Annotated in this window: 21 protein-coding genes; 11 read left to right on the plus strand and 10 right to left on the minus strand. The window is 64.8% G+C overall.

Features of this window, described 5'->3' with window-relative positions:
- Positions 1–331: 331 nt before the first annotated feature.
- Both AC4D2Q_RS13750 and AC4D2Q_RS13755 read left to right on the plus strand, forming a co-directional pair.
- Positions 332–1,060 carry a GAF and ANTAR domain-containing protein gene (locus AC4D2Q_RS13750; protein WP_490947101.1) on the plus strand — a complete coding sequence of 243 codons (729 nt, stop codon included), beginning with the start codon at positions 332–334 and terminating at the stop codon, positions 1,058–1,060.
- Positions 1,061–1,221: 161 nt separating this feature from the next.
- Positions 1,222–2,562 (plus strand): APC family permease, encoded by a 1,341-nt coding sequence (locus tag AC4D2Q_RS13755; RefSeq protein WP_490947102.1) that lies wholly within the window; start codon positions 1,222–1,224, stop codon positions 2,560–2,562.
- A gap of 44 nt (positions 2,563–2,606) precedes the next feature.
- Here the strand turns inward: AC4D2Q_RS13755 and AC4D2Q_RS13760 are convergent, their stop codons facing one another.
- Positions 2,607–2,768, minus strand: coding sequence for a hypothetical protein (locus AC4D2Q_RS13760; RefSeq protein WP_490947103.1), 162 nt, complete (start codon positions 2,766–2,768; stop codon positions 2,607–2,609).
- Between the two features lie 93 nt (positions 2,769–2,861).
- On the opposite strand from AC4D2Q_RS13760, the gene AC4D2Q_RS13765 reads away from it, so the two are divergent.
- On the plus strand, positions 2,862–3,242 hold the full coding sequence (locus AC4D2Q_RS13765) for a VOC family protein (RefSeq protein ID WP_490947104.1): 381 nt from the start codon (positions 2,862–2,864) through the stop codon (positions 3,240–3,242).
- Between the two features lie 54 nt (positions 3,243–3,296).
- Positions 3,297–4,049: a glucose 1-dehydrogenase gene (locus tag AC4D2Q_RS13770; protein WP_490925206.1), complete on the plus strand. Its 753-nt coding sequence runs from the start codon at positions 3,297–3,299 to the stop codon at positions 4,047–4,049.
- A 49-nt stretch (positions 4,050–4,098) separates the two neighbouring features.
- Here the strand turns inward: AC4D2Q_RS13770 and AC4D2Q_RS13775 are convergent, their stop codons facing one another.
- On the minus strand, positions 4,099–4,557 hold the full coding sequence (locus AC4D2Q_RS13775) for a GyrI-like domain-containing protein (RefSeq protein WP_490947105.1): 459 nt from the start codon (positions 4,555–4,557) through the stop codon (positions 4,099–4,101).
- Between the two features lie 155 nt (positions 4,558–4,712).
- Here AC4D2Q_RS13775 and AC4D2Q_RS13780 point away from each other — a divergent pair, with 155 nt between their 5' ends.
- The gene (locus tag AC4D2Q_RS13780) at positions 4,713–5,834 is read left to right on the plus strand and encodes a saccharopine dehydrogenase family protein (RefSeq protein WP_490947106.1); all 1,122 of its coding nucleotides are present in this window, start codon (positions 4,713–4,715) and stop codon (positions 5,832–5,834) included.
- A 38-nt stretch (positions 5,835–5,872) separates the two neighbouring features.
- On the opposite strand, the gene AC4D2Q_RS13785 is transcribed toward AC4D2Q_RS13780, so the two are convergent.
- Complete coding sequence (locus AC4D2Q_RS13785) at positions 5,873–7,246, minus strand: DUF2254 domain-containing protein (protein WP_490947107.1); 1,374 nt, start codon at positions 7,244–7,246, stop codon at positions 5,873–5,875.
- A 174-nt stretch (positions 7,247–7,420) separates the two neighbouring features.
- Between AC4D2Q_RS13785 and AC4D2Q_RS13790 the strand changes: the two genes are divergently transcribed.
- The 3 genes from AC4D2Q_RS13790 (at position 7,421) to AC4D2Q_RS13800 (ending at position 9,710) form a co-directional block, all read left to right on the plus strand.
- On the plus strand, positions 7,421–8,575 hold the full coding sequence (locus AC4D2Q_RS13790; RefSeq protein WP_490947108.1) for a CAP and S-layer homology domain-containing protein: 1,155 nt from the start codon (positions 7,421–7,423) through the stop codon (positions 8,573–8,575).
- Positions 8,576–8,650: 75 nt separating this feature from the next.
- Positions 8,651–9,097: a VOC family protein gene (locus tag AC4D2Q_RS13795; RefSeq protein WP_490947109.1), complete on the plus strand. Its 447-nt coding sequence runs from the start codon at positions 8,651–8,653 to the stop codon at positions 9,095–9,097.
- Entirely contained in the window at positions 9,087–9,710 is a 624-nt protein-coding gene (locus AC4D2Q_RS13800; RefSeq protein WP_490947110.1) for a maleylpyruvate isomerase N-terminal domain-containing protein, read from the plus strand. Before AC4D2Q_RS13795 ends, AC4D2Q_RS13800 begins: the two co-directional genes overlap by 11 nt.
- Here the strand turns inward: AC4D2Q_RS13800 and AC4D2Q_RS13805 are convergent.
- From AC4D2Q_RS13805 to AC4D2Q_RS13825, 5 genes are all read right to left on the minus strand, one after another.
- Positions 9,649–10,290: a GNAT family N-acetyltransferase gene (locus AC4D2Q_RS13805; RefSeq protein WP_490947111.1), complete on the minus strand. Its 642-nt coding sequence runs from the start codon at positions 10,288–10,290 to the stop codon at positions 9,649–9,651. The two genes, AC4D2Q_RS13800 and AC4D2Q_RS13805, sit on opposite strands and share 62 nt — an antisense overlap.
- A gap of 43 nt (positions 10,291–10,333) precedes the next feature.
- Positions 10,334–11,875, minus strand: coding sequence for an ATP-binding protein (locus AC4D2Q_RS13810; RefSeq protein ID WP_490947112.1), 1,542 nt, complete (start codon positions 11,873–11,875; stop codon positions 10,334–10,336).
- Entirely contained in the window at positions 11,868–12,683 is an 816-nt protein-coding gene (locus AC4D2Q_RS13815) for an alpha/beta fold hydrolase (protein WP_490947113.1), read from the minus strand. The genes AC4D2Q_RS13810 and AC4D2Q_RS13815 overlap by 8 nt, the downstream gene beginning before the upstream one ends.
- Positions 12,684–12,754: 71 nt before the next feature.
- Entirely contained in the window at positions 12,755–13,726 is a 972-nt protein-coding gene (locus tag AC4D2Q_RS13820) for a hypothetical protein (protein WP_490947114.1), read from the minus strand.
- Positions 13,727–13,845: 119 nt separating this feature from the next.
- Positions 13,846–14,436: a hypothetical protein gene (locus AC4D2Q_RS13825; protein WP_490947115.1), complete on the minus strand. Its 591-nt coding sequence runs from the start codon at positions 14,434–14,436 to the stop codon at positions 13,846–13,848.
- On the opposite strand from AC4D2Q_RS13825, the gene AC4D2Q_RS13830 reads away from it, so the two are divergent.
- The gene (locus AC4D2Q_RS13830) at positions 14,435–14,611 is read left to right on the plus strand and encodes a hypothetical protein (protein ID WP_490947116.1); all 177 of its coding nucleotides are present in this window, start codon (positions 14,435–14,437) and stop codon (positions 14,609–14,611) included. The two genes, AC4D2Q_RS13825 and AC4D2Q_RS13830, sit on opposite strands and share 2 nt — an antisense overlap.
- A gap of 265 nt (positions 14,612–14,876) precedes the next feature.
- Here the strand turns inward: AC4D2Q_RS13830 and AC4D2Q_RS13835 are convergent, their stop codons facing one another.
- Positions 14,877–15,716 (minus strand): SDR family oxidoreductase, encoded by an 840-nt coding sequence (locus tag AC4D2Q_RS13835; RefSeq protein ID WP_490947117.1) that lies wholly within the window; start codon positions 15,714–15,716, stop codon positions 14,877–14,879.
- Between the two features lie 110 nt (positions 15,717–15,826).
- Between AC4D2Q_RS13835 and AC4D2Q_RS13840 the strand changes: the two genes are divergently transcribed.
- Positions 15,827–16,582, plus strand: coding sequence for a TetR/AcrR family transcriptional regulator (locus tag AC4D2Q_RS13840; RefSeq protein ID WP_490947118.1), 756 nt, complete (start codon positions 15,827–15,829; stop codon positions 16,580–16,582).
- 30 nt (positions 16,583–16,612) lie between these two features.
- Here AC4D2Q_RS13840 and AC4D2Q_RS13845 read toward each other — a convergent pair whose 3' ends face one another.
- Positions 16,613–17,068 carry a MarR family winged helix-turn-helix transcriptional regulator gene (locus AC4D2Q_RS13845; protein WP_490925191.1) on the minus strand — a complete coding sequence of 152 codons (456 nt, stop codon included), beginning with the start codon at positions 17,066–17,068 and terminating at the stop codon, positions 16,613–16,615.
- A gap of 91 nt (positions 17,069–17,159) precedes the next feature.
- Here AC4D2Q_RS13845 and AC4D2Q_RS13850 point away from each other — a divergent pair, with 91 nt between their 5' ends.
- Positions 17,160–19,121, plus strand: coding sequence for an ABC transporter ATP-binding protein (locus AC4D2Q_RS13850; RefSeq protein WP_490947119.1), 1,962 nt, complete (start codon positions 17,160–17,162; stop codon positions 19,119–19,121).
- The last annotated feature ends 14 nt before the right edge of the window (positions 19,122–19,135 follow it).

A 19,135-nucleotide genomic window follows, 5' to 3' on the forward strand; every position in this document is an offset into this window, starting at 1 on the left:
ACGGTCTCGCCGGAGCGCATTTGCAGCGCCTCGCCGCGCGTTGGGGCGCCGGGAGCGGCGCGTGCGCCGTCGTCAGGCGTCTGTTTCCCTTCGACAGTACAAGCCGCCCCTCCCCCGTGGGAGGGGCGGGCCTCAGGACAGGCGCGGGAGCCCCTCTTTGGAACGGCCGTCTATTTCACGGCATTCACTCCGACCCCCGCATACGGTGCGTCCGGGTCAGGCGAAGGCCCTGATGCCGGCGAAGCCCGCAACGCTGCGGTGAGCCGGCCGGGAGCCTTGCCCGGGCAGCGAACGTTCCGGCCAAAGGGCGTTTCTTCGATAAACTGTCGAAATGACAGCCCTTACTCGCGGAACCTCCGTCGCAGCACAGCTGCAGCAACTCATTCTGGACAACCCCAGCATGGAACTTTTCCTCGAGGCGTTCGCCGGGCAGGCTGCGGAACTTTTCAGCGACCCGGATCAGTTGTTCGGGAGCATCACCCTGAAGCGGGACAAGCGCGCCCAGACTGTGGCCAGCGGCAGCCCGCAGGCCAATGAACTCGACGAACTCCAGTACGGGTACGGCGACGGGCCGTGCCTGTACGCGGCGGAGAGCGGGGAGATGACGCTGGTGCCGGACACCCGCACGGGTTCCCGCTGGAACGAGTATTTTGAGGCGATCCACGGGTTGGGGTGTTACTCCATGCTCGCTGTACCCCTGCTCATTGGTGACGACGGCGGCGCGGCCCTGAACCTTTACGGCAAGAGCACCGGCATCTTTACCGATGACTTCGTGAGGGCTGTCGAGGAATATGCCGCTGAAGCGGCCGTTACGCTGCAGGTTGCCGTGCAGATCGCCAACCACAAGGAGGTCAGCGAGGATCTGCGGAAGGCCATGGAATCCCGCACCGCCATCGACGTTGCCGTCGGAATCGTTGCCGGACAGAACCGGTGCAGCCAGGAGGAGGCCTTTGGCATCCTCCGAAGGGCGTCCAGCAACCAGAACATGAAACTCCGCGAGTTGGCTGAGCGGCTCGTCGAGTCGGTAACAGCAGCCCAAGTGGCAACCCACTTCGCCTAAGGCCAGGCGGGCTGCGGGCTTCTACTGGCGGGGCCAGTTCCCGCCAGACAGAAACTACGACGCTGAAGCGACTTTGCGGTGGACTGCAAACCGATAAATTACGTGCCGCGAATTTTGTCCAAGTAGTTGCGTTGGGACGGCGAACGGAATCCAATAGTCCAATGACGAACGATTCCGGCACTGCCACATCAAAAACACAGCCCGGACTGAAGCGGGCAATCGGTGCTCCGCTGCTGTTCGCGTTTATTGTGGGCGACACCCTAGGCGCCGGCATTTACACCCTGGTGGGTACCATGGCCGCCGATGTCGGCGGCGCAATCTGGATCCCCCTGCTGATCGCACTGGTCGTCGCGTTGCTCACTGCCGCGACGTACGCAGAACTGATCACCAAGTACCCGCACGCCGGCGGAGCCGCACGTTACGCCGACCGGGCTTTTGGCATACCCTACCTGTCGTTCCTCGTCGGCTTCCTGATGATGGCCTCGGGAATCACCACAGCTGCTGCCCTCGCGAATGCCTTCGCGGGCGATTACCTCACAGCGCTCATTGACGTGCCGGCCGCCCCCGCAGCAATCGTGTTCATCATCCTGCTGACCCTGATCAATCTTCGCGGCGTCAAGGAATCCCTCGGCGCGAACCTCGTCGCCTCCGTCATCGAGGTCACCGGCCTCGTCATCGTCATCGTCGTCGCCGCCATCGTCTTCACCTCCGGCAACGGAGACCCATCCCGGCTCCTTGAGTTCGCACCGGACGTGCCGCCCCTCCAAGGCGCCTTTGCCGCATCGATTGTCGCCTTCTTCTCTTTCCTCGGCTTCGAGGCGGCAGCAAACATGGCCGAAGAAGTGCGTAACCCCTCCAAGGCTTACCCCCGCGCACTGTTCGGCGCTATCTCCACCGCCGGGGTCGTCTATCTCCTCATCGCTATCGGTGCGGTCATCGTCCTGCCCCCAACTGATCTGGCCGAGTCCTCCGGGCCTCTGCTCGACGTCGTTGCCGCGAGCGGTGTCGGGATCCCGCCCGGGCTATTCAGCATTATCGCTCTGATCGCGATTTCCAACGGGGCGCTGCTGTTCATGGTGATGGCCAGCCGTGTCGGCTACGGATTAGCCGAAGCCGAGTTGCTCCCCCGTGCCTTCAGCCGCGTGCTGCCCGGCCGCCGCACTCCCTGGGTCTCCATCGTGGTCATTGCCGGTTTGACGATCGTCCTCACCCTCACCGGAAATGTCGCGACCTTGGCGGAAACCACAGTGCTGCTCCTGCTCCTGGTGTTCCTTTCTGCCAACGTCAGCGTCCTCGTCCTCAAAAAGGACAAAGTCGATCACGACCACTTCACCGCCCCCCGCATCCTGCCAGTCCTCGCGATCATTGCGAGCATCGCACTCCTCACGCAACAATCCGCGACCATTTGGCTCAGCGCCGCCGTGTATGTAGTGATCGGTTCCCTGTTGTTCCTCGCTGCCCGCGCCGGACGCAAACACCAGGAACGCGTGGACGCCCGCTGATTTCCGACCCGCTGTGGCATTTCCCCGTCCGGGTGTCATGGTTTTCAGCTGCAGCTGCGGCGCGTAGCCATATCGCAGATGACTATTTCCACGTTCTCCATTTTGCCGCTCGCTTGGAGCACGCCCACCGTCACCCCCAGCAGCACAATGAGCACAAGCGCCGTGATGACGGTGAAACGCTTCCAATCGAACTTTCCGCTTTGCATGGGTCGAGCTTCGCAGAAAGCACCACAAATACGTAAAGAAGTGGTCCCATGAGCGTGACCATGAGGTTTTGGGAAACCTGTAAATTTGAAACCATGACTGAACGTGTGGGACAGCTTGCGTCCATTTCCCTTGATTGCCCTGATACCGATGTGCTGGCGGCGTTCTATTCCGCTCTTTTGGGTCTGGAGGAAGCTTTTGCCACGCCGGACCGCGGCGTGGTGGCACTGTCCGGGGCCGGACCCATGCTCACGCTCATGCGTGCGGATGACTATGCTGCCCCCTCCTGGCCCGATGGTCCCCAGCGCCAGCAGATGCATCTGGATATTGCCGTGGACAACGTGGACTCAGCCGCAGAGGCAGCAGTACGGTTGGGCGCAAAGCCCGCGGCGCATCAGCCGGCACCCGAACAGTGGCGGGTACTGCTTGACCCCGCAGGCCATCCGTTCTGCCTCACCGCTGTACGCCCGGACTAACTGCGACCCGGCCCGGCCGGGCCGGGTTCCCCTCAATACGCAAAGGACGCCACCATGAGCGAGCGGCTCAAGGACAAGACAGCCCTGATCACCGGAGCCGCGAGCGGCATGGGTGCCTCACATGCCCGGGCCTTCGTCCGCGAAGGCGCCAAGGTCATGATTGCGGACATCAACGACGACGCCGGAGAAGCCCTGGCCGCCGAGCTCGGCGATGCCGCCCGCTACGTGCACTTGAACGTCACCAGCGCCGAGGACTGGAACGCCGCCGTCGCCGCGACCCTGGAAGCCTTCGGCGGGCTCAACGTCCTGGTCAACAACGCGGGAATCCTCGACGGCGGAGCACTGGGCGAATACCCGGCGGAGCGCTGGCAGCGGGTCCTGGACATCAACCTGACCGGACCCTTCCTGGGCATGTCTGCCGCGGTCCAGGCCCTGAAGGCCTCTGCTCCGTCGTCGATCATCAACATTTCCTCCACCGCAGGACTGGAGGGCATCGCGGGGATGCACGGCTACACGGCGTCGAAGTTCGGCCTCCGGGGCCTGACCAAGTCCGCGGCCCTGGAACTGGCCGGCGACCATGTGCGGGTCAACTCGGTCCACCCCGGATCCATCCAGACCCCAATGACAGCCGTGATGGGCGAGCAGAAGCCCATCGACTTTACCGAAACCACCCTGACCCGTCCGGCCGCTCCCGAAGAGGTCACCAGCGTGGTCATCTTCCTGGCCAGCGATGAGTCCAGTTTCTCCACGGGCGCCGAATTCGTGGTGGACGGCGGCATTACCGCCGGGAAGATCTACAACGTCTAAACGGGTTGTTGTTCCGCGGACCGGCGCCCCGTGCCCGGTCCGCGGGTCTTTAAGCGTGCTCCACCGGCTGCTGCAGTTCGGTCACCCAGTCCGACTGGTCCTCGGACACAGCGCGGACGTACACCTCCCGGCACGGCCCGGAGGGAGCGAATCCGCGGGCGATCATTTCGGTGTGGACGGCCTGCCAGCTTTCCCCGATCCGGTCCATGGATCCCAGATGAACGCCGCAGATGGCGGTGGGCACCGAGGGCAGCTCCACCACGTCCACGCCGTCGGGCACACCCGAAGTGACGGCATAGCCCGCGAGAATGCGCAGACCGTCCTCGGCCATTTCATACTGGGCGATTGGGCAATCCAGCGGAACACCTGCGGAAGCCAGGATGTCCCCCACGGTGTCGAACAGCGGCCCGACGACGGCGGCCACCTCCGGCTGCTCGGCGACCACGGCGGCGCGGGCGGCCAGCCGGACGGCGGGCAGGGACTTGGCGACGATCTCGATCTGTGACATGGCATGTTCCTTTTCAATGAGGTGGACCCTTCTCCCGTCTGCCACTGTGTCAGGGTCAAGTATCGCCTGCCGGTCCCGCTGAAGCTTTTACTGCGTATGCTGTCCGGCATGACGACGCCCATGCTCTCCGCCCTTCCTGTTCCGCAGGCCGCATCATGAGCGGCCGCATCGTCCTGTTCGGCGCCACCGGATATACCGGCGCCCTGGTGCTGGACTCACTGCTGAGACGGGGCCTGCGCCCGGTTCTGGCCGGACGCAATACTGGTGCGTTGGCCGGGCTGGCCCGGCAACACGCCGGATTGGACTATGCCGCTGCAGACGCCGGTGATCCGGACAGTATCCGCCAGCTGCTGGGGCGCGGTGACGTGCTGATCAGTACGGTGGGCCCCTTCGAGCGGTTCGGCCTCGGGGTCGCCGAAGCGGCAGTGCAGGCCGGTGCCCGCTACATCGACACCACCGGAGAGGTGGGGTTTGTGCGCACCCTGCAGGAGAGGTTCGGGAACCACGCGAAGGAAACCGGCGCCGTGCTGCTGCCTGCCTTCGGGTATGACTACGTCCCGGGAATTCTCGCCGGCGCCATGGCAGCCCAGCAGGCCGGAGATGCCGGACGGAAGCTCGACGTCGGCTACTTCACCTCCGGCTCGCTGCTTCCCGGGCTAAGCCACGGCACCCGAAGCACGCTGCGCGACGGGCTGTTCCTGCCGGCCGTACGCTTCGCCAACGGACGCCTGGTGGAAGAACGGACGGCGGCAGACGTTCATGTTTTTCCGCTGAGCGGAACGCCCCGGGGACGCAAAACGGGAATCCTGGTTCCGGGCACGGAGGTGCTCTTCCTGCCCGGTGCATTTCCCCAGCTGGACAGCGTATCGGTGTACAACGGCTGGTTTTCCCCGTTCAGCCGGGCCATAAGCGTGATGTCCGCTGCCTCCTCCTCGGCCGGGAGGTCCGCCCGGGGCCGCCGGATTATGGAGAAGCTGACGGCGCCGATCATCGGGAAACCGGGTGGGCCGGACAGTGCCCGGCGGGCAAAAACCCGCACCCGGGCGGTTGCCACCGTGACGGGAACGAACGGGAACCTGTTGTCCTCCGTGCAGCTCACCGGCCCCAACGTGTACACGCTCACCGGTGAGCTGATCGCGTGGGGAGCCGAGCAGCTGCGCGACCGGCAGGATCTGGACCCCGGGGTGGCCAGTCCCCTCAGTGCCTTCGGTCTTGAGGACCTGGCGCGGGGATGCGCCGACGTCGGTCTGGTGCCGGTGGACGGGCGCAGAGACTAGAAGTTCGCTGGACTTCTTTCAGCCCGGAACCTTGCTGACTACACCGACCGGGTCTCGCCCGCCCGGTCGGCAAAGGCGGCCTCCAGGTTCCCCGCGAGCGCTTCCTCCACCCGGCGTCCCATGTCCCGGATTTCCTCGTCGTCGGCCGGCAGCATCTGGTTGCGGGCGGTTTCCAGCACCAGGGAGTTCTGCCGGCGGATTTCTTCGCGCTGATCATCGTTGACGGCGGTGGCAGCGCAGTCCCGCAGGAGCCGCAGCACGGCGGTGAGGACAATGGGCTCCGAATGGGCAAACCGGCGCACCGGACCGCAGACCATGTCCAGAAAGTAGCGGTAGTCCCGGCCCATGGTGACCAGCCGGAGTACGCCGTCGTTATCCTGATGCGCCTCCGGACCCAGCCGCCGGCGCTGCAGGTCCACCAGCAGATCCGCGCAGTAGCCGGTGGCGTGGGCAGCGGTGATGGGGTCATTGATGCTGGGGGAAATGGCCTTCACGGCGATGTCGGTCAGCTGCCGCAGCCCCAGGGCGGCGTCCTGTTCCGGAGTGCGCTCGTAGCCGATGTCCAGGGCCCCGGCCAGGGACTTCTGCACGGCGCCCAGCGGCACCTCCCCGCCGTCGTCGGCCCAGACCCGGGCCACCGGCGACCCGACCGTGATGTGGTCACCCGGCTGCACCAGGACCCGCATGGCCAACCGCCGCTTCTGGAGCATGTCCATCAACGGCTTCCAGTCGAGGGTCTGGATGATCCCGCTGCGCCCGCCGGCAACAAGCGTGCCTCCCGCGGGCTGGTCAAACTCCTGCACTTCCCCTGTCTCGGACACCGGATAGGTGTCCCGAAGGACCGCCAGACAGTCCTGATGTGCGTTGAGCATCATGGTGTCCACCCGCAGGGACCGGGCAATGTGCCCGATGAACAGCAGCAGCACAATCCCGGAGGCGATTCCCAGCACATACACCAGGCCGACCACCAGCACCGGCACCGGCCGGTTTGCGTCCATCCCGTGCAGGCCGGTGATGCTGACCAGGAACGTCCCCAGCAGCACGCCCAACACCGCCTGGGTTCGTGCGTCACGGGCAAATTCCCGCAGCAGCCGGGGCGAGAACTGCTGTGAGGCCAGCTGCAGCGCCACCACGGTCAGGGAAAACGTCACGGTCGCAGCCGTCATCACGCTGGTGGCGACGGTCTGCAGCAGACTGGATGCGGCGTCGACGCCGGTGGGCCAGATCCACTGTGCCCAGGCCACCTCTTCTCCTGGGCGCACCCGCATCAGCAGCAGGGTCAGGACCACTGCCGCCAGCGAAGCGCAGCTGGGCCAGAACCACAGGGATGCGCGCAGGCCCTCCCGGGTGATGCGGAACCTCGGCTGCGGTCCGTGCGGATCATAGGCGGCAGTGGTTGAACCATGAGCCATCGGAACCCCTCTGAAAAAGGACTGTAAATCAAGGAAAGTGAGCGTGCTCCCAGTTTGCCCGGAAGACGTTGCGGTTCCAATCAGGTGCCGCCCCGCGCTGCACCTTAACAGCATGCCTCCCGGGCACCCGCTAGGCTGAAGCCCACTCGCACCGCTATTGAGAGGCACTTCCTTATGAGCACCGGCTCCCGCCGCCTATCCAAGCCCATGGCCGTCTCGGTCTCCCTGATCCTGGCAGGACTGCTGACGGCAGCTCCGGCGTCGGCCGTTGAACCGGCGCCGGCCCCTGCGCCCGCAGAGCTCGCCGCACCCCAGGGCACTCCCGCTCAAAGCAAGCAGCAGATCATCGACGTGTTCAACGGAATCAATGCCTTCCGTAAAGGCAAAGGCCTGAAGCCGCTGCGGATCGGTGCGAACGCTTCACTCGTGGCCCAGGAGTGGTCCACCCACATGGCGGACACAACAACGCTGGAGCACTCCTCGGGCTATGCCAAGGACAAGCGGATTGAGTCCGGTTTTGTCTCCGCTGCCGAGAACGTCGCCTACAACAGCTACGGCACGGGCCAGTCCATGGTGGACCAGTGGATCAACTCCCCCGGGCACAACGCCAACATGAGCCGGGCCGCGGACAACGTCATGGGCGTGGGAATCGCGTTCGACAAGCAGGGTGTTTTCATGTGGGGAACCACCACGTACTACCAGTACGGGCAGGTGCCGCAAAAGACGTTTGCGACGGCGGAAGAGTATCTCGCCAGCCTTGCCGCCGTGCCGCCGGCCGTTTTCAAGGACGTCCCGAACGGTTCAGCCTTCGCCGAGGACATCCGCTGGATGACTGAGAAGGGCATCACCACCGGCTGGCCCGACGGAACCTTCCGTCCGCTGGACACTGTGCGCCGCGATGCCATGGCCGCCTTCCTGTACCGGCTGGCGGAATCCCCCCAGCACAAGCCGCAAAACGTTTCCCCCTTCAATGACGTGTCTCCCAGCCAGCAGTTCTACAAGGAAATGACCTGGCTTGCCGGAACCAAGATCACCACCGGCTGGCCGGACGGCACGTTCCGTCCGCTGGACACCGTGCGCCGCGACGCCATGGCCGCCTTCCTGTACCGCAGCGCCGGTTCACCGGCGTACACCCCGCCGAAGACGTCCGTCTTCACTGACGTCAGCACGGGAAACCAGTTTTACAAGGAAATCTCGTGGCTTGCAGACCAGGGCATCTCCACCGGCTGGTCCCAGCCCAACGGCACCAGGACCTTTGCCCCGGGGCAGGCTGTGGCCCGTGATGCCATGGCCGCCTTCATGCACCGCTTCGATCAGCGGGGCTGGTAAACCCCGGCCGGGTTGGGAGCGGTGACACCACTTTCACCGCTCCCAACCCGGCGTTGGCCATGTACCCTGAGCGGCATGACGGCACCCATGGTTTATGTCCTTTTCCCGGGCACTGCGCGCGAGGCCCTGACCTTCTATGCCGGGGTGTTCGGCGGCGAGCTGTCGCTGCACACCAACGGCGACTTCGGCAGCGGGGGCCCACCGGATGCCATTGCCCACGGAGTGCTCGACGGCGTTGTTACGCTGGCCGCGGCGGACGCCGGCGGGCAGGAAAAAAGCGTTCAGCTTGAGGGGTTGATGCTTTCGCTGCTTGGAACCGCTGAGCCCATTGTTCTGCACAAGTGGTTTGACCAGCTGGCCGACGGCGGCCGGATTGTCGACCCGCTGATGCCCAAGCCGTGGGGTGCCTCGGACGGTCAGGTAGTTGACCGGCACGGGCTGCACTGGCTGATCGGATACGAGCCGGCGGCCGGTCCGGCAGGCGAACCCTCAACTGAAAAGGATGGACTCCATGAATCTTGACGGTGACCCGCAGCGCGCATCGGAACTGTGCCGGGAAGCTCACGCGCGCGTGCTCGACAGCGTGGCGCAGCTGACGGACGCGGATGCCCGGGCCGCCAGCCTCTTGCCCGGCTGGACCGTGGGCCACGTCCTCACGCATTTGGCGCGCAATGCGGATTCCCATGCGCGGCGAATATCGGGAGCGCTGGACGGCCTGGATCTTCCCAAGTATGCCGGCGGCAGCAAACAGCGGGAGGCTGAAATCGAGGCCGGAGCCGGGCGCCCGGCGGACGAGCTCGTCGCCGACCTGGAAGCCAGCGAACTCCGATTGGAGCAGGTCTTCGACCGGTACACCGCGGCGGGGGCGCCCAACGGCCACTTCCTCGGCGGGGAAGACTACGGGGTCTTGGCGTGCCCGGCACACCGGCTGCGCGAGATTGAGATGCACCATGTGGATCTGGGCCTCGGCTACACCTCCGCGGACTGGCCGGAGGAATACGTGGCGTGGGATTTGCAGACCTTGCTGGCCGGCGTTCCCGAACGGCTCGCTTCCTCCGATGACCGGCGAACGTTCATGGCCTGGCTGTCCGGCCGGGGGCCCCTGGACCCGGAGACCAAGCTGGCTCCCTGGTGAAAAAGCTGCTGCTCTGCTGCGCCGCTTGCCGGACAACGGAGTAGAGCAGCATATCCCTGCGCACGCCGGAGATTTCCTGGTGGCTGCGAAGGATGCCTTCGCGAACAAACCCTGCGTTCTCCGCAGTGCGCACCGACGCGGTGTTCCACGGCTCGATATAAAGCTCCAGCCGGTGCAGGGTCGGAAGAGTCCAGGCGAAGTCCACCAGTGCCAGCAACGCATCGGCGGCAACACCGCGGCCGCGCGCGTCCGGGCTCACCGCATAGCCTGCCGTGGCCCGCCCTTTCCCCAGCTCACGGGTAAAGAGGCCAACCTGGCCCAGGCAGCGGTTGGTGGCGGCGTCCGCGATGGAGAAAGCGAATCCGGTTCCGCGCACATGGTGCTGCTGCTGCCGCTCCACCCAGGAGAGTGCTTCCTCTCGGCTTGCCCCGGCGGGAAGGGTGCCGATAGTGGGTACGTAGGGGTCTGTGGCGAGTTTCATCGCCATGGCGGCGTCCTCGTCCCGGAACTTCCGAAGGCGCACAGCTCCGTGGCTCGGCTCGGCCGAGGGCCACGGCGGAATATCAAAACGGGTCTCCATCCGCACAGTCTGCACCATCAGCCCGAGCTCGTTCGCTCTCCGATTACGGTTGGGGCAAAGTCACCGTAAAAGTAGACCCCTGCCCCTGTTCACTGATGAATGTCAGCTCACCGCCATGGTTTTCGACGATGTTCCTGGTGATCACGAGGCCGAGCCCGACGCCGGGAACCGCCGAGGCTACTGCCCTGCGGCTGCGGAAGAACTTGGTGAAGACGCTCGCCTGCTCAGCCGCGCTCATTCCAATGCCGGTATCGGCCACGGACAGGCGGACCGACTTGTCCTCCTGCCAAAGCCGGACGCTTACCGTACCGCCGTCGGGCGAGTACTTCACTGCATTGGAAAGCAGGTTGTCGACTACCTGTGCCAGCCGCTGGGGGTCCACTTCCGCTATCAGGGACTCGGGAAGATCATCCACCAGCTTCACCGCATTGGCGTCTGCCTTGGGCGCTACGGATTCCAGCCCCGAGCGCACGATCTTGGCCAGGTTCACCGGCCGCGCTTCCATTTTCTTGCTCCCGGAGGCCACGGAGAGCAGATCTGAGACCAAGCTGAGCAGCCGTTCCGAGTTGCGCAGCGCCACCTCCAGTGCGTTGCTGACATGCGGGGACAGGGTTTCGTCCTCCAGGGCAAGGTCGAGGTATCCCATGATGGAGGTCAGCGGGGTCCGCAGTTCGTGGGATACGCCCGCCACGAATTCCTCCTGTGCCGCCACTGCTTGGACCAGCCGGGTGACGTCATTGAAGGCGAGTACCGATCCGGAGAAGACTCCGTCGGTTCTGATGGGCCGGGATGAGACGGTGACGGCCATTTGCTTGTCACCGCCGGGCGCAAACCACACCAGTTCGTGGGAGAAGGACTCTCCGGTGCCGGCACGGCGGAATGGCTGGTCGACGGGCGGAATCGGCGTCACCCGATCCGGCCCGAACATCAGTTGCTCCATCTCCGCGACGGAGGCATCGCCCATAGCCGTGCGCCAGGTGGATGCCATGTGGGCGTTGGTAAGCAGCGGTTCCCCCTGTTCGTCCAAAACAAGGAGGCCGACGTCGGCAGCGTCCAGGACTGTTGCCAACAGGGCCTCGCGCTTCCTGCTCTCTGCCAGGCCGTCCTGCAGAATGCGGTCCTTTTCCTCGAGTGCCTTCTGGTTGGCCCGCAGTTCCGCCACGGCCGCGGCGCGTAACACTTCCGCCGCCTCAGCCTTGCGCAGGGCTGCCACCAGTTCCTGCTCATAGCGTCGGCGTGCAGAGGCATTGAAGACGGAAATGCGGTCCAGTCCGCCGTCGTCGTCGTCCTCGGATCGGACCCCTGACAGGAGGGCCGGAATCCGTTTCCCGTCTGCCGAGAGCAGCTCCACCGCCATCTCGTTGAAACACCCGGCTACCGCCAACTGGGGTACAGCGTGGGACGCGAACAGGATCCGGTCCCCCACCGGCAGCAGGTCAGCAACGTTCTTGCCTAACAGTTCTTCGCGGGAATGACCGGTCCAGGAGACCAGTGTCCGGTTTACGTCGAGGATCGTGCCGTCCGTTTGAAGGACGAGATATCCGGACGCTGACGCATGGAAATGTTCCTCATAAGTGCTATTCACCAGGGACGCTTTCCAGATAGTTCAGGATCGCGGCCGCCGTGAGTCGGGGTGCACTGAGATGCGGCATGTTTCCATTGGTGTCCAGTGGCATCAGCGTACTGCCGGGCAGATGCTCGTGGAGGTATTGGGACGCGGCTTCGGGAGTCAACGGATCTCCCCTCGACTGCAGGATCAGGGCAGGAACGGATACCTGGGGCAGCAAGTGCCGGACGTCTGCGGCAAATGACATCTGCAGGAAGTCCCGGACATACTCCGGGTGCAACCGGCACATGTTCTCGGCCAGTTCGGCACTGACCTCCGAACCAGCGTCCGCGCCCGCTACCGCAGGAGCCATCATCTTGGCCCACAGGGGATAATTGGCCTCCACGGCGTCCAGGACATCCGCAATATCCTCCGGGCGGAATCCGCCGGCATACCTTTCGTCATTGAGATAGCAGGGTGAGGTGCAGAGCAGGACGAGACGCGCAATCCGCGGACTCCGCGCCGAGGCAGCCAGCGCCATGGTGCCGCCGATGCTGTGCCCCACGACAATGGCATCCTGCACCCCGAGGACGTCAAGGATCTCGGTGAAGTCCCCCAAGTGCCCTTCCAGGGAAGCGTAGTTGGCGGCAGCATAAGCGTCCGGGTCCGCACCTCCGGTTCCCACGTGATCAAACAGCACCACTTTGTAGGTGTCCGTCAAAAAGGGCAAAAGGCGGTTCCAGATCACCTGGTCGCAGCCAAATCCCTGTACCAGCAGCAGTGCCGGTCCATCCATACGTCCCAGCACCCGGACGTTGTTGCGGTGCATCACTGCGTCCGCATTCATCCTCCACCTGCTTCCCCGTTAGTTTCAGTTATCCATTATTGCGTCTGCTGCTGCAGCTGAAGCACGCAGGCCTAGGCTGCACTGCGCCTGCGGCGGACCAGCCAGAAGGCTGCACCGCCCAGAAGGACGACGGTTGCGAGGGCAGAGATGATGATAGTGCGGTGATCCGGTTCGTCCTCCGGTACCGCAGCTGCAGCGCTGAAGGTCAAATCCCCCGTGGCCTGCGCCGTGACCAGTCCACTCTTCAGGTCCAGCTGGGCATGCCAGGGACCGGCGGGCAGCTCAGGTGCCAGGGTGACCGATACCGGGGCGGTTTCCCCGGGGGCGATGGTGACGGTTCCGTCCACGGAGACGGGTCCCGCCGACAGGCCTCCGGGTCCGTCCGTGAGGGCTAGTTCGCCCTGCACATCCAGGGCACGGCCGCCGGTATTGGTGACGTCGGCGGTGACCTGCGGGGCGCCGTCAGCGCTTCGGCCGGCAGCCAGGTCACCGATGCTGAAGGCTGCGGGCGGGCCGTTGCCGGGGCCAACCGAGAGGTACACGCGGATACCGACCCTGCTGGCGGTGATGACCGGGGTCCCGTTTGACGGCGCCGACCGAACCTCGGCCCAAAGAGCGGCATACTGCTCACCCTCCGGGGCGTCGGCGGGCACGTTGATATGCACTGGCACTTCGGCGCTTTGGCCAGCAGCCAACTCCACCGTGGGCGACTCCACGGTGGTCCACTCGGTCAGCTCGTTTCGAGCCTCCCGGTCAAGCCCCACAAAGGAGTCATTGCTTACCTCGGCGGCTGCGGCGTACACGTCGATGGACTGCCGTCCCGAGGTGTTGTTCTGCACCTGAACGCGCCGCTCAATGGTGGTTCCCGGGTTCACGTGGTCCACGATGTAGGACCGGGCGCGCGGGTCTGTTTGGGTGGCGGCAGGAATATCGACCAGACGGATGCCTATTCCCTCGGGTGCCGGTGATTCGGCGGCGGAAGATGCTGTGATGGAAAGAGCAAAGAAAATGGCGGTGAGTAAACCAGCATAAATAAAACGCAAAAAAACCCCTGGCAGGCGGAACAAACGGATTAAGGCAGAAATAACGCCGGCGTCTGTCCGGCGCAGAGCAGGCGGAGGAATTCCGCCCCGGGAGGATGCCTCCCGGGAGGGAATATCCGCTAGAGGATGGAGTGCGTCAGCGTTGCGGTGTAGTTACCCTTCAAAGCGTTGCTGGGCACCGGAACAGCCAGGGATCCGACCCAAGTTGTCGTGTTGTTGCCGTAAACACTAGTAGCGGTAAGGGCCGTGACCGTTGCGGCCTTTTCATCTGCCACAAAGGAGCCGCCAAGGCTAGCCACTGTCGCTGTGCCAAGCGGCGTGCCGACCACGGCGGTTGTGTAAGTGGCATCCGAAGACGGAATTACGGCATCGGAATCAGCGGCGTTAGCACTGGTGAAGTCAGTCAGGGCCACGCGAACGGTCCAGCCTTCAATGCCCGCACGCTCATCGGTGACGGTGAACTCCGGGATATCCATCTGGGCCTTAGTACCGGGTACGAACTCCTTATCAGCAGCAACGTTCCGTGCAACGCTAATGCTGAGATTGCCACCCTGAACCTCGATGGTGGCTTCGGCTGTAGTCTCGCCAGGAGCCACAACCACGGGAGGAAGGTTGTCGTCCCCATCTGCCGCAGAAGCGGGAAGGGCGGAGAGGCTCAGAAGAGCGGCAGAAGCGCCCAGGGCAAAGGAAATACGGGTTGCTTTACGCATGGAAGTAGAGACCTTTTTGTTTGAGACAAAACCAGTCACCGGTGAGATTTCCGGTGACGGAGGAACGCCAGAGAAAGCGTTTTTGATTCCCCGATCGCAATCTAACAGAACATTCCTGTATGCCGAAATTCATGCACAAGCATATAAATACATTCGGATTGCGGTTGCCGATTGAATTAACAGACGCCGCACCGGAAATTGGTGACTGACTAGGGCTTTTTCACCTCGCGGTTCCGCGGGGAGGGATTCCGGGTCTCAAACGGAGCCTCCCCGCGCGGATGCCGCATGTGATTAACGGCACCACAATCTGCAGGGGTCTCTACTTCCCACAGGCCCATGATCGTCCCATGACAGCCTCACGATCCGCCCAAGATCAGCTCAAGATCAGCTCAAGATCCGGAAAGGCTCCCGCATGCCCTGGTCCGGGTGAGTCCCCTCATTCAGCCAAACGCAGCCCGGTTGCGGTCCACCCACTGCGCAAACGTGCGTGCCGGAGTGCCCGTCAGGGCTTCGACATCACCGGACACAGGGAGGACGGCAGCCTCCGGACCGAACGTGCCGAACACGGATTCAATAAACACCGGAGGAGCTCCTTGGAACGCCGTCGCCTTTGCCGTTTCCAGATCCAGGCTTTCCGCTCGCAGCTCCCGGTCAAGGACCTCGGAAGCAATGCGGGTCTGGTCCATGACGGACAAAGCAGCCGGTCCGGTGATCGAGTACGCGCCGCCTGCAGGCTCAGCCTCGGACAGCACGGCGACAGCCGCCGCCGCGATGTCGTCCGGATCGACCACCGGCAGCTTCACATCCAGCCAGGGCGCGCGGACCACACCTTCTATGGCTGCGCCGGATGCCCACATCAGGAAGTTGTAGTCAAAACCGGCGGCCCGCAGGAACGTCGCGGGAACACCGGCAGCGGCAAGAGCCTGCTCCCCGTTCCGGTGGTGGGCCGTAATCAGATTGTCTTCCCCGTACGGCAGTACCGTATCCACGGTGAAGGAGGACAGCAGCACCACATGGTCCAGCCCCAGCTCACCGGCAGCCGCCGCGAAGACCGCACCGTCGTCGTCGGCCATGTTCAAAAAGGCACGGTCAATGCCTGCAAGGGCGCGGCGCACGTCAGCTGCGTCGGTCAGGTCCCCCTGCACGACGGCGACACCCTCGGGAGGATCATAAGCGTCCGGATTGCGGACCAAAGCCACCACGTCATGCTCAGTGCCGGCAAGGCCCCGGGCGACGGCGCCGCCCACGGTTCCGGTAGCACCTGTCACAAGAATCTTCATCAGAGCCTGCTCCTCACTCCCCTCGGACCATCCGAACGGAACAGTGATAACTAAAACACAACATCAGTGTTCCGAACAATAGGCCGAGAGCGATTGGGTACCATCGTTCCATGACTTCCACCCCCGTTGACTCCGCCCAGGAACGTATCCTGAGAGCGACATGCGACCTGCTGGAACAGGGTGGCCGGAGCGCCGTTTCCACCCGTGCCGTGAGCGCCGCAGCGGGCGTGCAGCCGCAAACCATCTATCGGCAGTTCGGTGACATGGCAGGCCTGCTCGACGCGGCAGCCCAGGAGGGGTTCCGCCGGTATCTGGGGTCAAAGTCCTCGGCGGCTTTCGGCGCGGACCCGGTGGCGGACCTGCGCGCCGGATGGGATCTGCACATCGACTTCGGAGTAAACAACCCGGCGCTGTACCTGCTGATGTACGGCGAGCCCGATTCCCGGCGGCAGCCCGAGGCCGCCAGGCAAACCCAGGACATCCTGCGGAACCTTCTGGAGGCGGCTGCCCGGGCCGGCCGGCTCCGAATGGATGTCGATGCCGCAGCCTCCCTGATCCATGCCCTCGGCATCGGCGTGGTCATCTCGGCGATCGGCAACAAAGCCGAGGCAGATGCCGGACTCTCGGAGCGGGTGCGGGAACTGGCCATTGACGCCATCACCACCGAGGGTGCCCGTGAGTCCTCCGGCGTTCAGCACCCGGACGAAGACGCCGCCCGGCACGCGATTGCGCTCCGTTCCCTCGTGCCCGCAGCTTCTTCCGGGCTCACCCCGGGGGAAAGCCTCCTTCTGGATGAGCTGCTCGCCCGGGTTGCCAAGGCGGGAGCCGCACCTTCAACGAATGCCCCGACCGAAACCGCGCCTTAGGAAGCTGCCTCTTCGGAGGAGCAGGCCTTCCTATCCCGGAAGCAGTTCCCCCAGAATCCGCGCCAGCTCAGTGCGGTCCTGCGGTTCCAGCACGGAAAAGAACTCATCGGCCTCGCGCTTGCGGTCCGCATTGACTCTGGCCCGCAGCTGTTCCCCCTCCGCGGTCAGCGACAGCAGCGTTGCCCGCCGGTCCGAAGGATGCGCGCGGCGCTCCACCAACCCCTTGTCCGCGAGCTGATCAACCACCTCGGTGGCCGAGCGCGGTGCAATCCGCAGCCGCTCAGCGAGTTCCTTCAGCCGCAGCCCCGGCTCGCCGCCGGCATCTTCGCCAGCCGCAGCTGCCCTGCCCACGGCATTCAGCGCGCGGAACTGGTGCGGCGTCAGGCCAAAGGGAGCAAGCTGATACATCCAGCGCTTCCGCAGTCCCCGGAACGCCGCGTGCATCAGATCCCCCAAGGCAGCCGGATCAGCGGAAGTATTCGTCATACCGCCAGTCTACCCATTTCGCTGCAGCCACATAGTGAGGTAACCTCTGTATTAGTTGCCGTGTACAACGCCGGCAGCGTCAGGAGGACCTTTGGCTAACCCCAGAATCAACACCCGTTCCACCACTGCCGGAAGTGCCCCGCAAAGCGGCGGCCCCGGAAACAACGACGACGGCGGAGGCGGCCGGGGCGGCCGCGGCCCCGCAAAACTCAACCCGGCGGATCAAAAGCAGCTCAAGCAGCACCCCGTCTCCCTTACCCGCATCGCGGCGCTCTTCGCACCGCACAAGGCAACCATCGCCGTCGTCGTCCTGCTGATTTCCGCCGCCTCGGTGGTGGGCCTGGCCCAGCCGTTCCTGGTGCGCGCCGTGATCGATGATGCGCTGCCCCACGGCAACACCCGCCTGCTGGCCCTGCTGACCGCCGCCATGGTGGCCGTGGCAGCGGTGACCGCCGTGATCGGCGTCGTGCAGACCTGGATGGCCACCTCCATGGGCCAGCGCGTCATGCACACCCTGCGCGTGGACCTCTTCACCCACCTGCAGGCGCAGTCGCTGGGTTTCTTCACCCGCACCCGCGGCGGCGAGGTCCAATCCCGCCTCACGCACGACATCTCGGGCATGCAGTCGGTAGTGACCACCACCGCCACCGGAGTCGCCTCGAACCTGACGACGGCGGTGGCCACGGCCGTGGCCATGGTGGCCCTCTCCCCCGGACTTAGCCTGATTTCGCTGATCGTGCTGCCGCCGGCCATCTGGCTTTCCCGCAGAGTGGCGAAAATCCGCCGCAACGTCACGGATGAACGCCAGCGCGAACTCGCGGCTCTGCACACCCAGGTGGAGGAAGGCCTCTCCGTCTCCGGCGTGCGCCTGGCCAAAACCCTGGGCACCATCCCCCGCGATGCCGTACGCTTCGCGGCGCGGTCGGACAAGCTGGTGGGGCTGGAACTGCGCAGCCAGCTTGCCGGCCGCTGGCGGATGGCGACCATGCAGATTGTCTTCGCGGCCATTCCCGCGGTCATTTACCTTGCAGCCGGATTCCCCGCCACCAGCGGCGGCATGACCATCGGCACCCTCGTGGCGTTTACTGCACTGCAGGGCACCATTTTCCGGCCGGTCATGGGCCTGCTGAACATCGGCGTCCAGTGGGTGACCGCGCTGGCGTTCTTCAGCCGGATCTTCGAATACCTGGACCTGGTGCCGGACATTCAGGCTCCCGAACATCCGGTGCGGCTGAACCCGGCCGCCGTGCGCGGCGAGGTGCGGTTCGAGGGTGTGCGGTTTGCGTACGACGGCGGCACGGGGGACGACACAGCGGCCGGCACTGTGGACGGCGCCGGGGGCAACAGAGACGTCCTGCACGGCATTGATCTGACGCTGCCGGCCGGTACCAGCACCGCCGTTGTCGGTCCCACCGGCTCCGGCAAAAGCACCCTGGCTTCCCTGTTGCCGCGGCTCAACGAGGTCAGCGCCGGCCGGGTCACCATTGACGGCGTGGATGTGCGCGAGATTGCGTCCGGGGATCTGGCCCGGATTGTCGGCGTGGTCTCCCAGGAGACTTATCTGATCCACGCATCGGTGCGGGAAAACCTGCTGCTGGCGGCCCCCGGCGCCACGGATGAGCAGCTCTGGCAGGCGCTGGCCGCAGCCCAGATTGCCGACTCGATCGGCGCCCTGCCCGAAGGCCTGGACACCTTGGTGGGTGCCCGCGGCCACCGGTTCTCCGGCGGCGAGCAGCAGCGCTTGGCCATTGCCCGCACGATTCTGCGCAACCCCCCGGTGCTGGTCCTGGACGAGGCCACATCGGCCCTGGACAACAGCACCGAGGCGCAGGTGCAGCTGGCCCTAGAACAGCTGTCCGCGGGACGGACCACGCTCACCATCGCCCACCGGCTCTCCACGGTGGAGAACGCGGATCAGGTGGTGGTGCTCGACGCCGGCCGGATCGTCGAGCGCGGCACGCCCGATCAACTGCGGGCAGCGGACGGTGCGTTTGCCCGGCTGGCCGCCCACGTTGGTGCACCGTGTGACGCTTCGCTGCAGACACTCTCCTAGGGCCGGCCCTTCTG

The sequence above is a fragment of the Arthrobacter sp. TJ-178 genome, from assembly GCF_058269275.1.

Bases quoted from the DNA above. Each gene is read 5' to 3' on its own strand.
- AC4D2Q_RS13815 (WP_490947113.1), bottom strand. From the start codon at position 12,683: ATGAATGCGGACGCAGTGATGCACCGCAACAACGTCCGGGTGCTGGGA.
- AC4D2Q_RS13800 (WP_490947110.1), top strand. From the start codon at position 9,087: ATGAATCTTGACGGTGACCCGCAGCGCGCATCGGAACTGTGCCGGGAA.
- AC4D2Q_RS13790 (WP_490947108.1), top strand. From the start codon at position 7,421: ATGAGCACCGGCTCCCGCCGCCTATCCAAGCCCATGGCCGTCTCGGTC.
- AC4D2Q_RS13805 (WP_490947111.1), bottom strand. From the start codon at position 10,290: ATGGAGACCCGTTTTGATATTCCGCCGTGGCCCTCGGCCGAGCCGAGC.
- AC4D2Q_RS13830 (WP_490947116.1), top strand. From the start codon at position 14,435: ATGGAAGTAGAGACCTTTTTGTTTGAGACAAAACCAGTCACCGGTGAG.
- AC4D2Q_RS13760 (WP_490947103.1), bottom strand. From the start codon at position 2,768: ATGCAAAGCGGAAAGTTCGATTGGAAGCGTTTCACCGTCATCACGGCG.
- AC4D2Q_RS13785 (WP_490947107.1), bottom strand. From the start codon at position 7,246: ATGGCTCATGGTTCAACCACTGCCGCCTATGATCCGCACGGACCGCAG.
- AC4D2Q_RS13755 (WP_490947102.1), top strand. From the start codon at position 1,222: ATGACGAACGATTCCGGCACTGCCACATCAAAAACACAGCCCGGACTG.
- AC4D2Q_RS13765 (WP_490947104.1), top strand. From the start codon at position 2,862: ATGACTGAACGTGTGGGACAGCTTGCGTCCATTTCCCTTGATTGCCCT.
- AC4D2Q_RS13780 (WP_490947106.1), top strand. From the start codon at position 4,713: ATGAGCGGCCGCATCGTCCTGTTCGGCGCCACCGGATATACCGGCGCC.
- AC4D2Q_RS13750 (WP_490947101.1), top strand. From the start codon at position 332: ATGACAGCCCTTACTCGCGGAACCTCCGTCGCAGCACAGCTGCAGCAA.
- AC4D2Q_RS13795 (WP_490947109.1), top strand. From the start codon at position 8,651: ATGACGGCACCCATGGTTTATGTCCTTTTCCCGGGCACTGCGCGCGAG.
- AC4D2Q_RS13775 (WP_490947105.1), bottom strand. From the start codon at position 4,557: ATGTCACAGATCGAGATCGTCGCCAAGTCCCTGCCCGCCGTCCGGCTG.
- AC4D2Q_RS13835 (WP_490947117.1), bottom strand. From the start codon at position 15,716: ATGAAGATTCTTGTGACAGGTGCTACCGGAACCGTGGGCGGCGCCGTC.
- AC4D2Q_RS13770 (WP_490925206.1), top strand. From the start codon at position 3,297: ATGAGCGAGCGGCTCAAGGACAAGACAGCCCTGATCACCGGAGCCGCG.
- AC4D2Q_RS13825 (WP_490947115.1), bottom strand. From the start codon at position 14,436: ATGCGTAAAGCAACCCGTATTTCCTTTGCCCTGGGCGCTTCTGCCGCT.
- AC4D2Q_RS13840 (WP_490947118.1), top strand. From the start codon at position 15,827: ATGACTTCCACCCCCGTTGACTCCGCCCAGGAACGTATCCTGAGAGCG.
- AC4D2Q_RS13845 (WP_490925191.1), bottom strand. From the start codon at position 17,068: ATGACGAATACTTCCGCTGATCCGGCTGCCTTGGGGGATCTGATGCAC.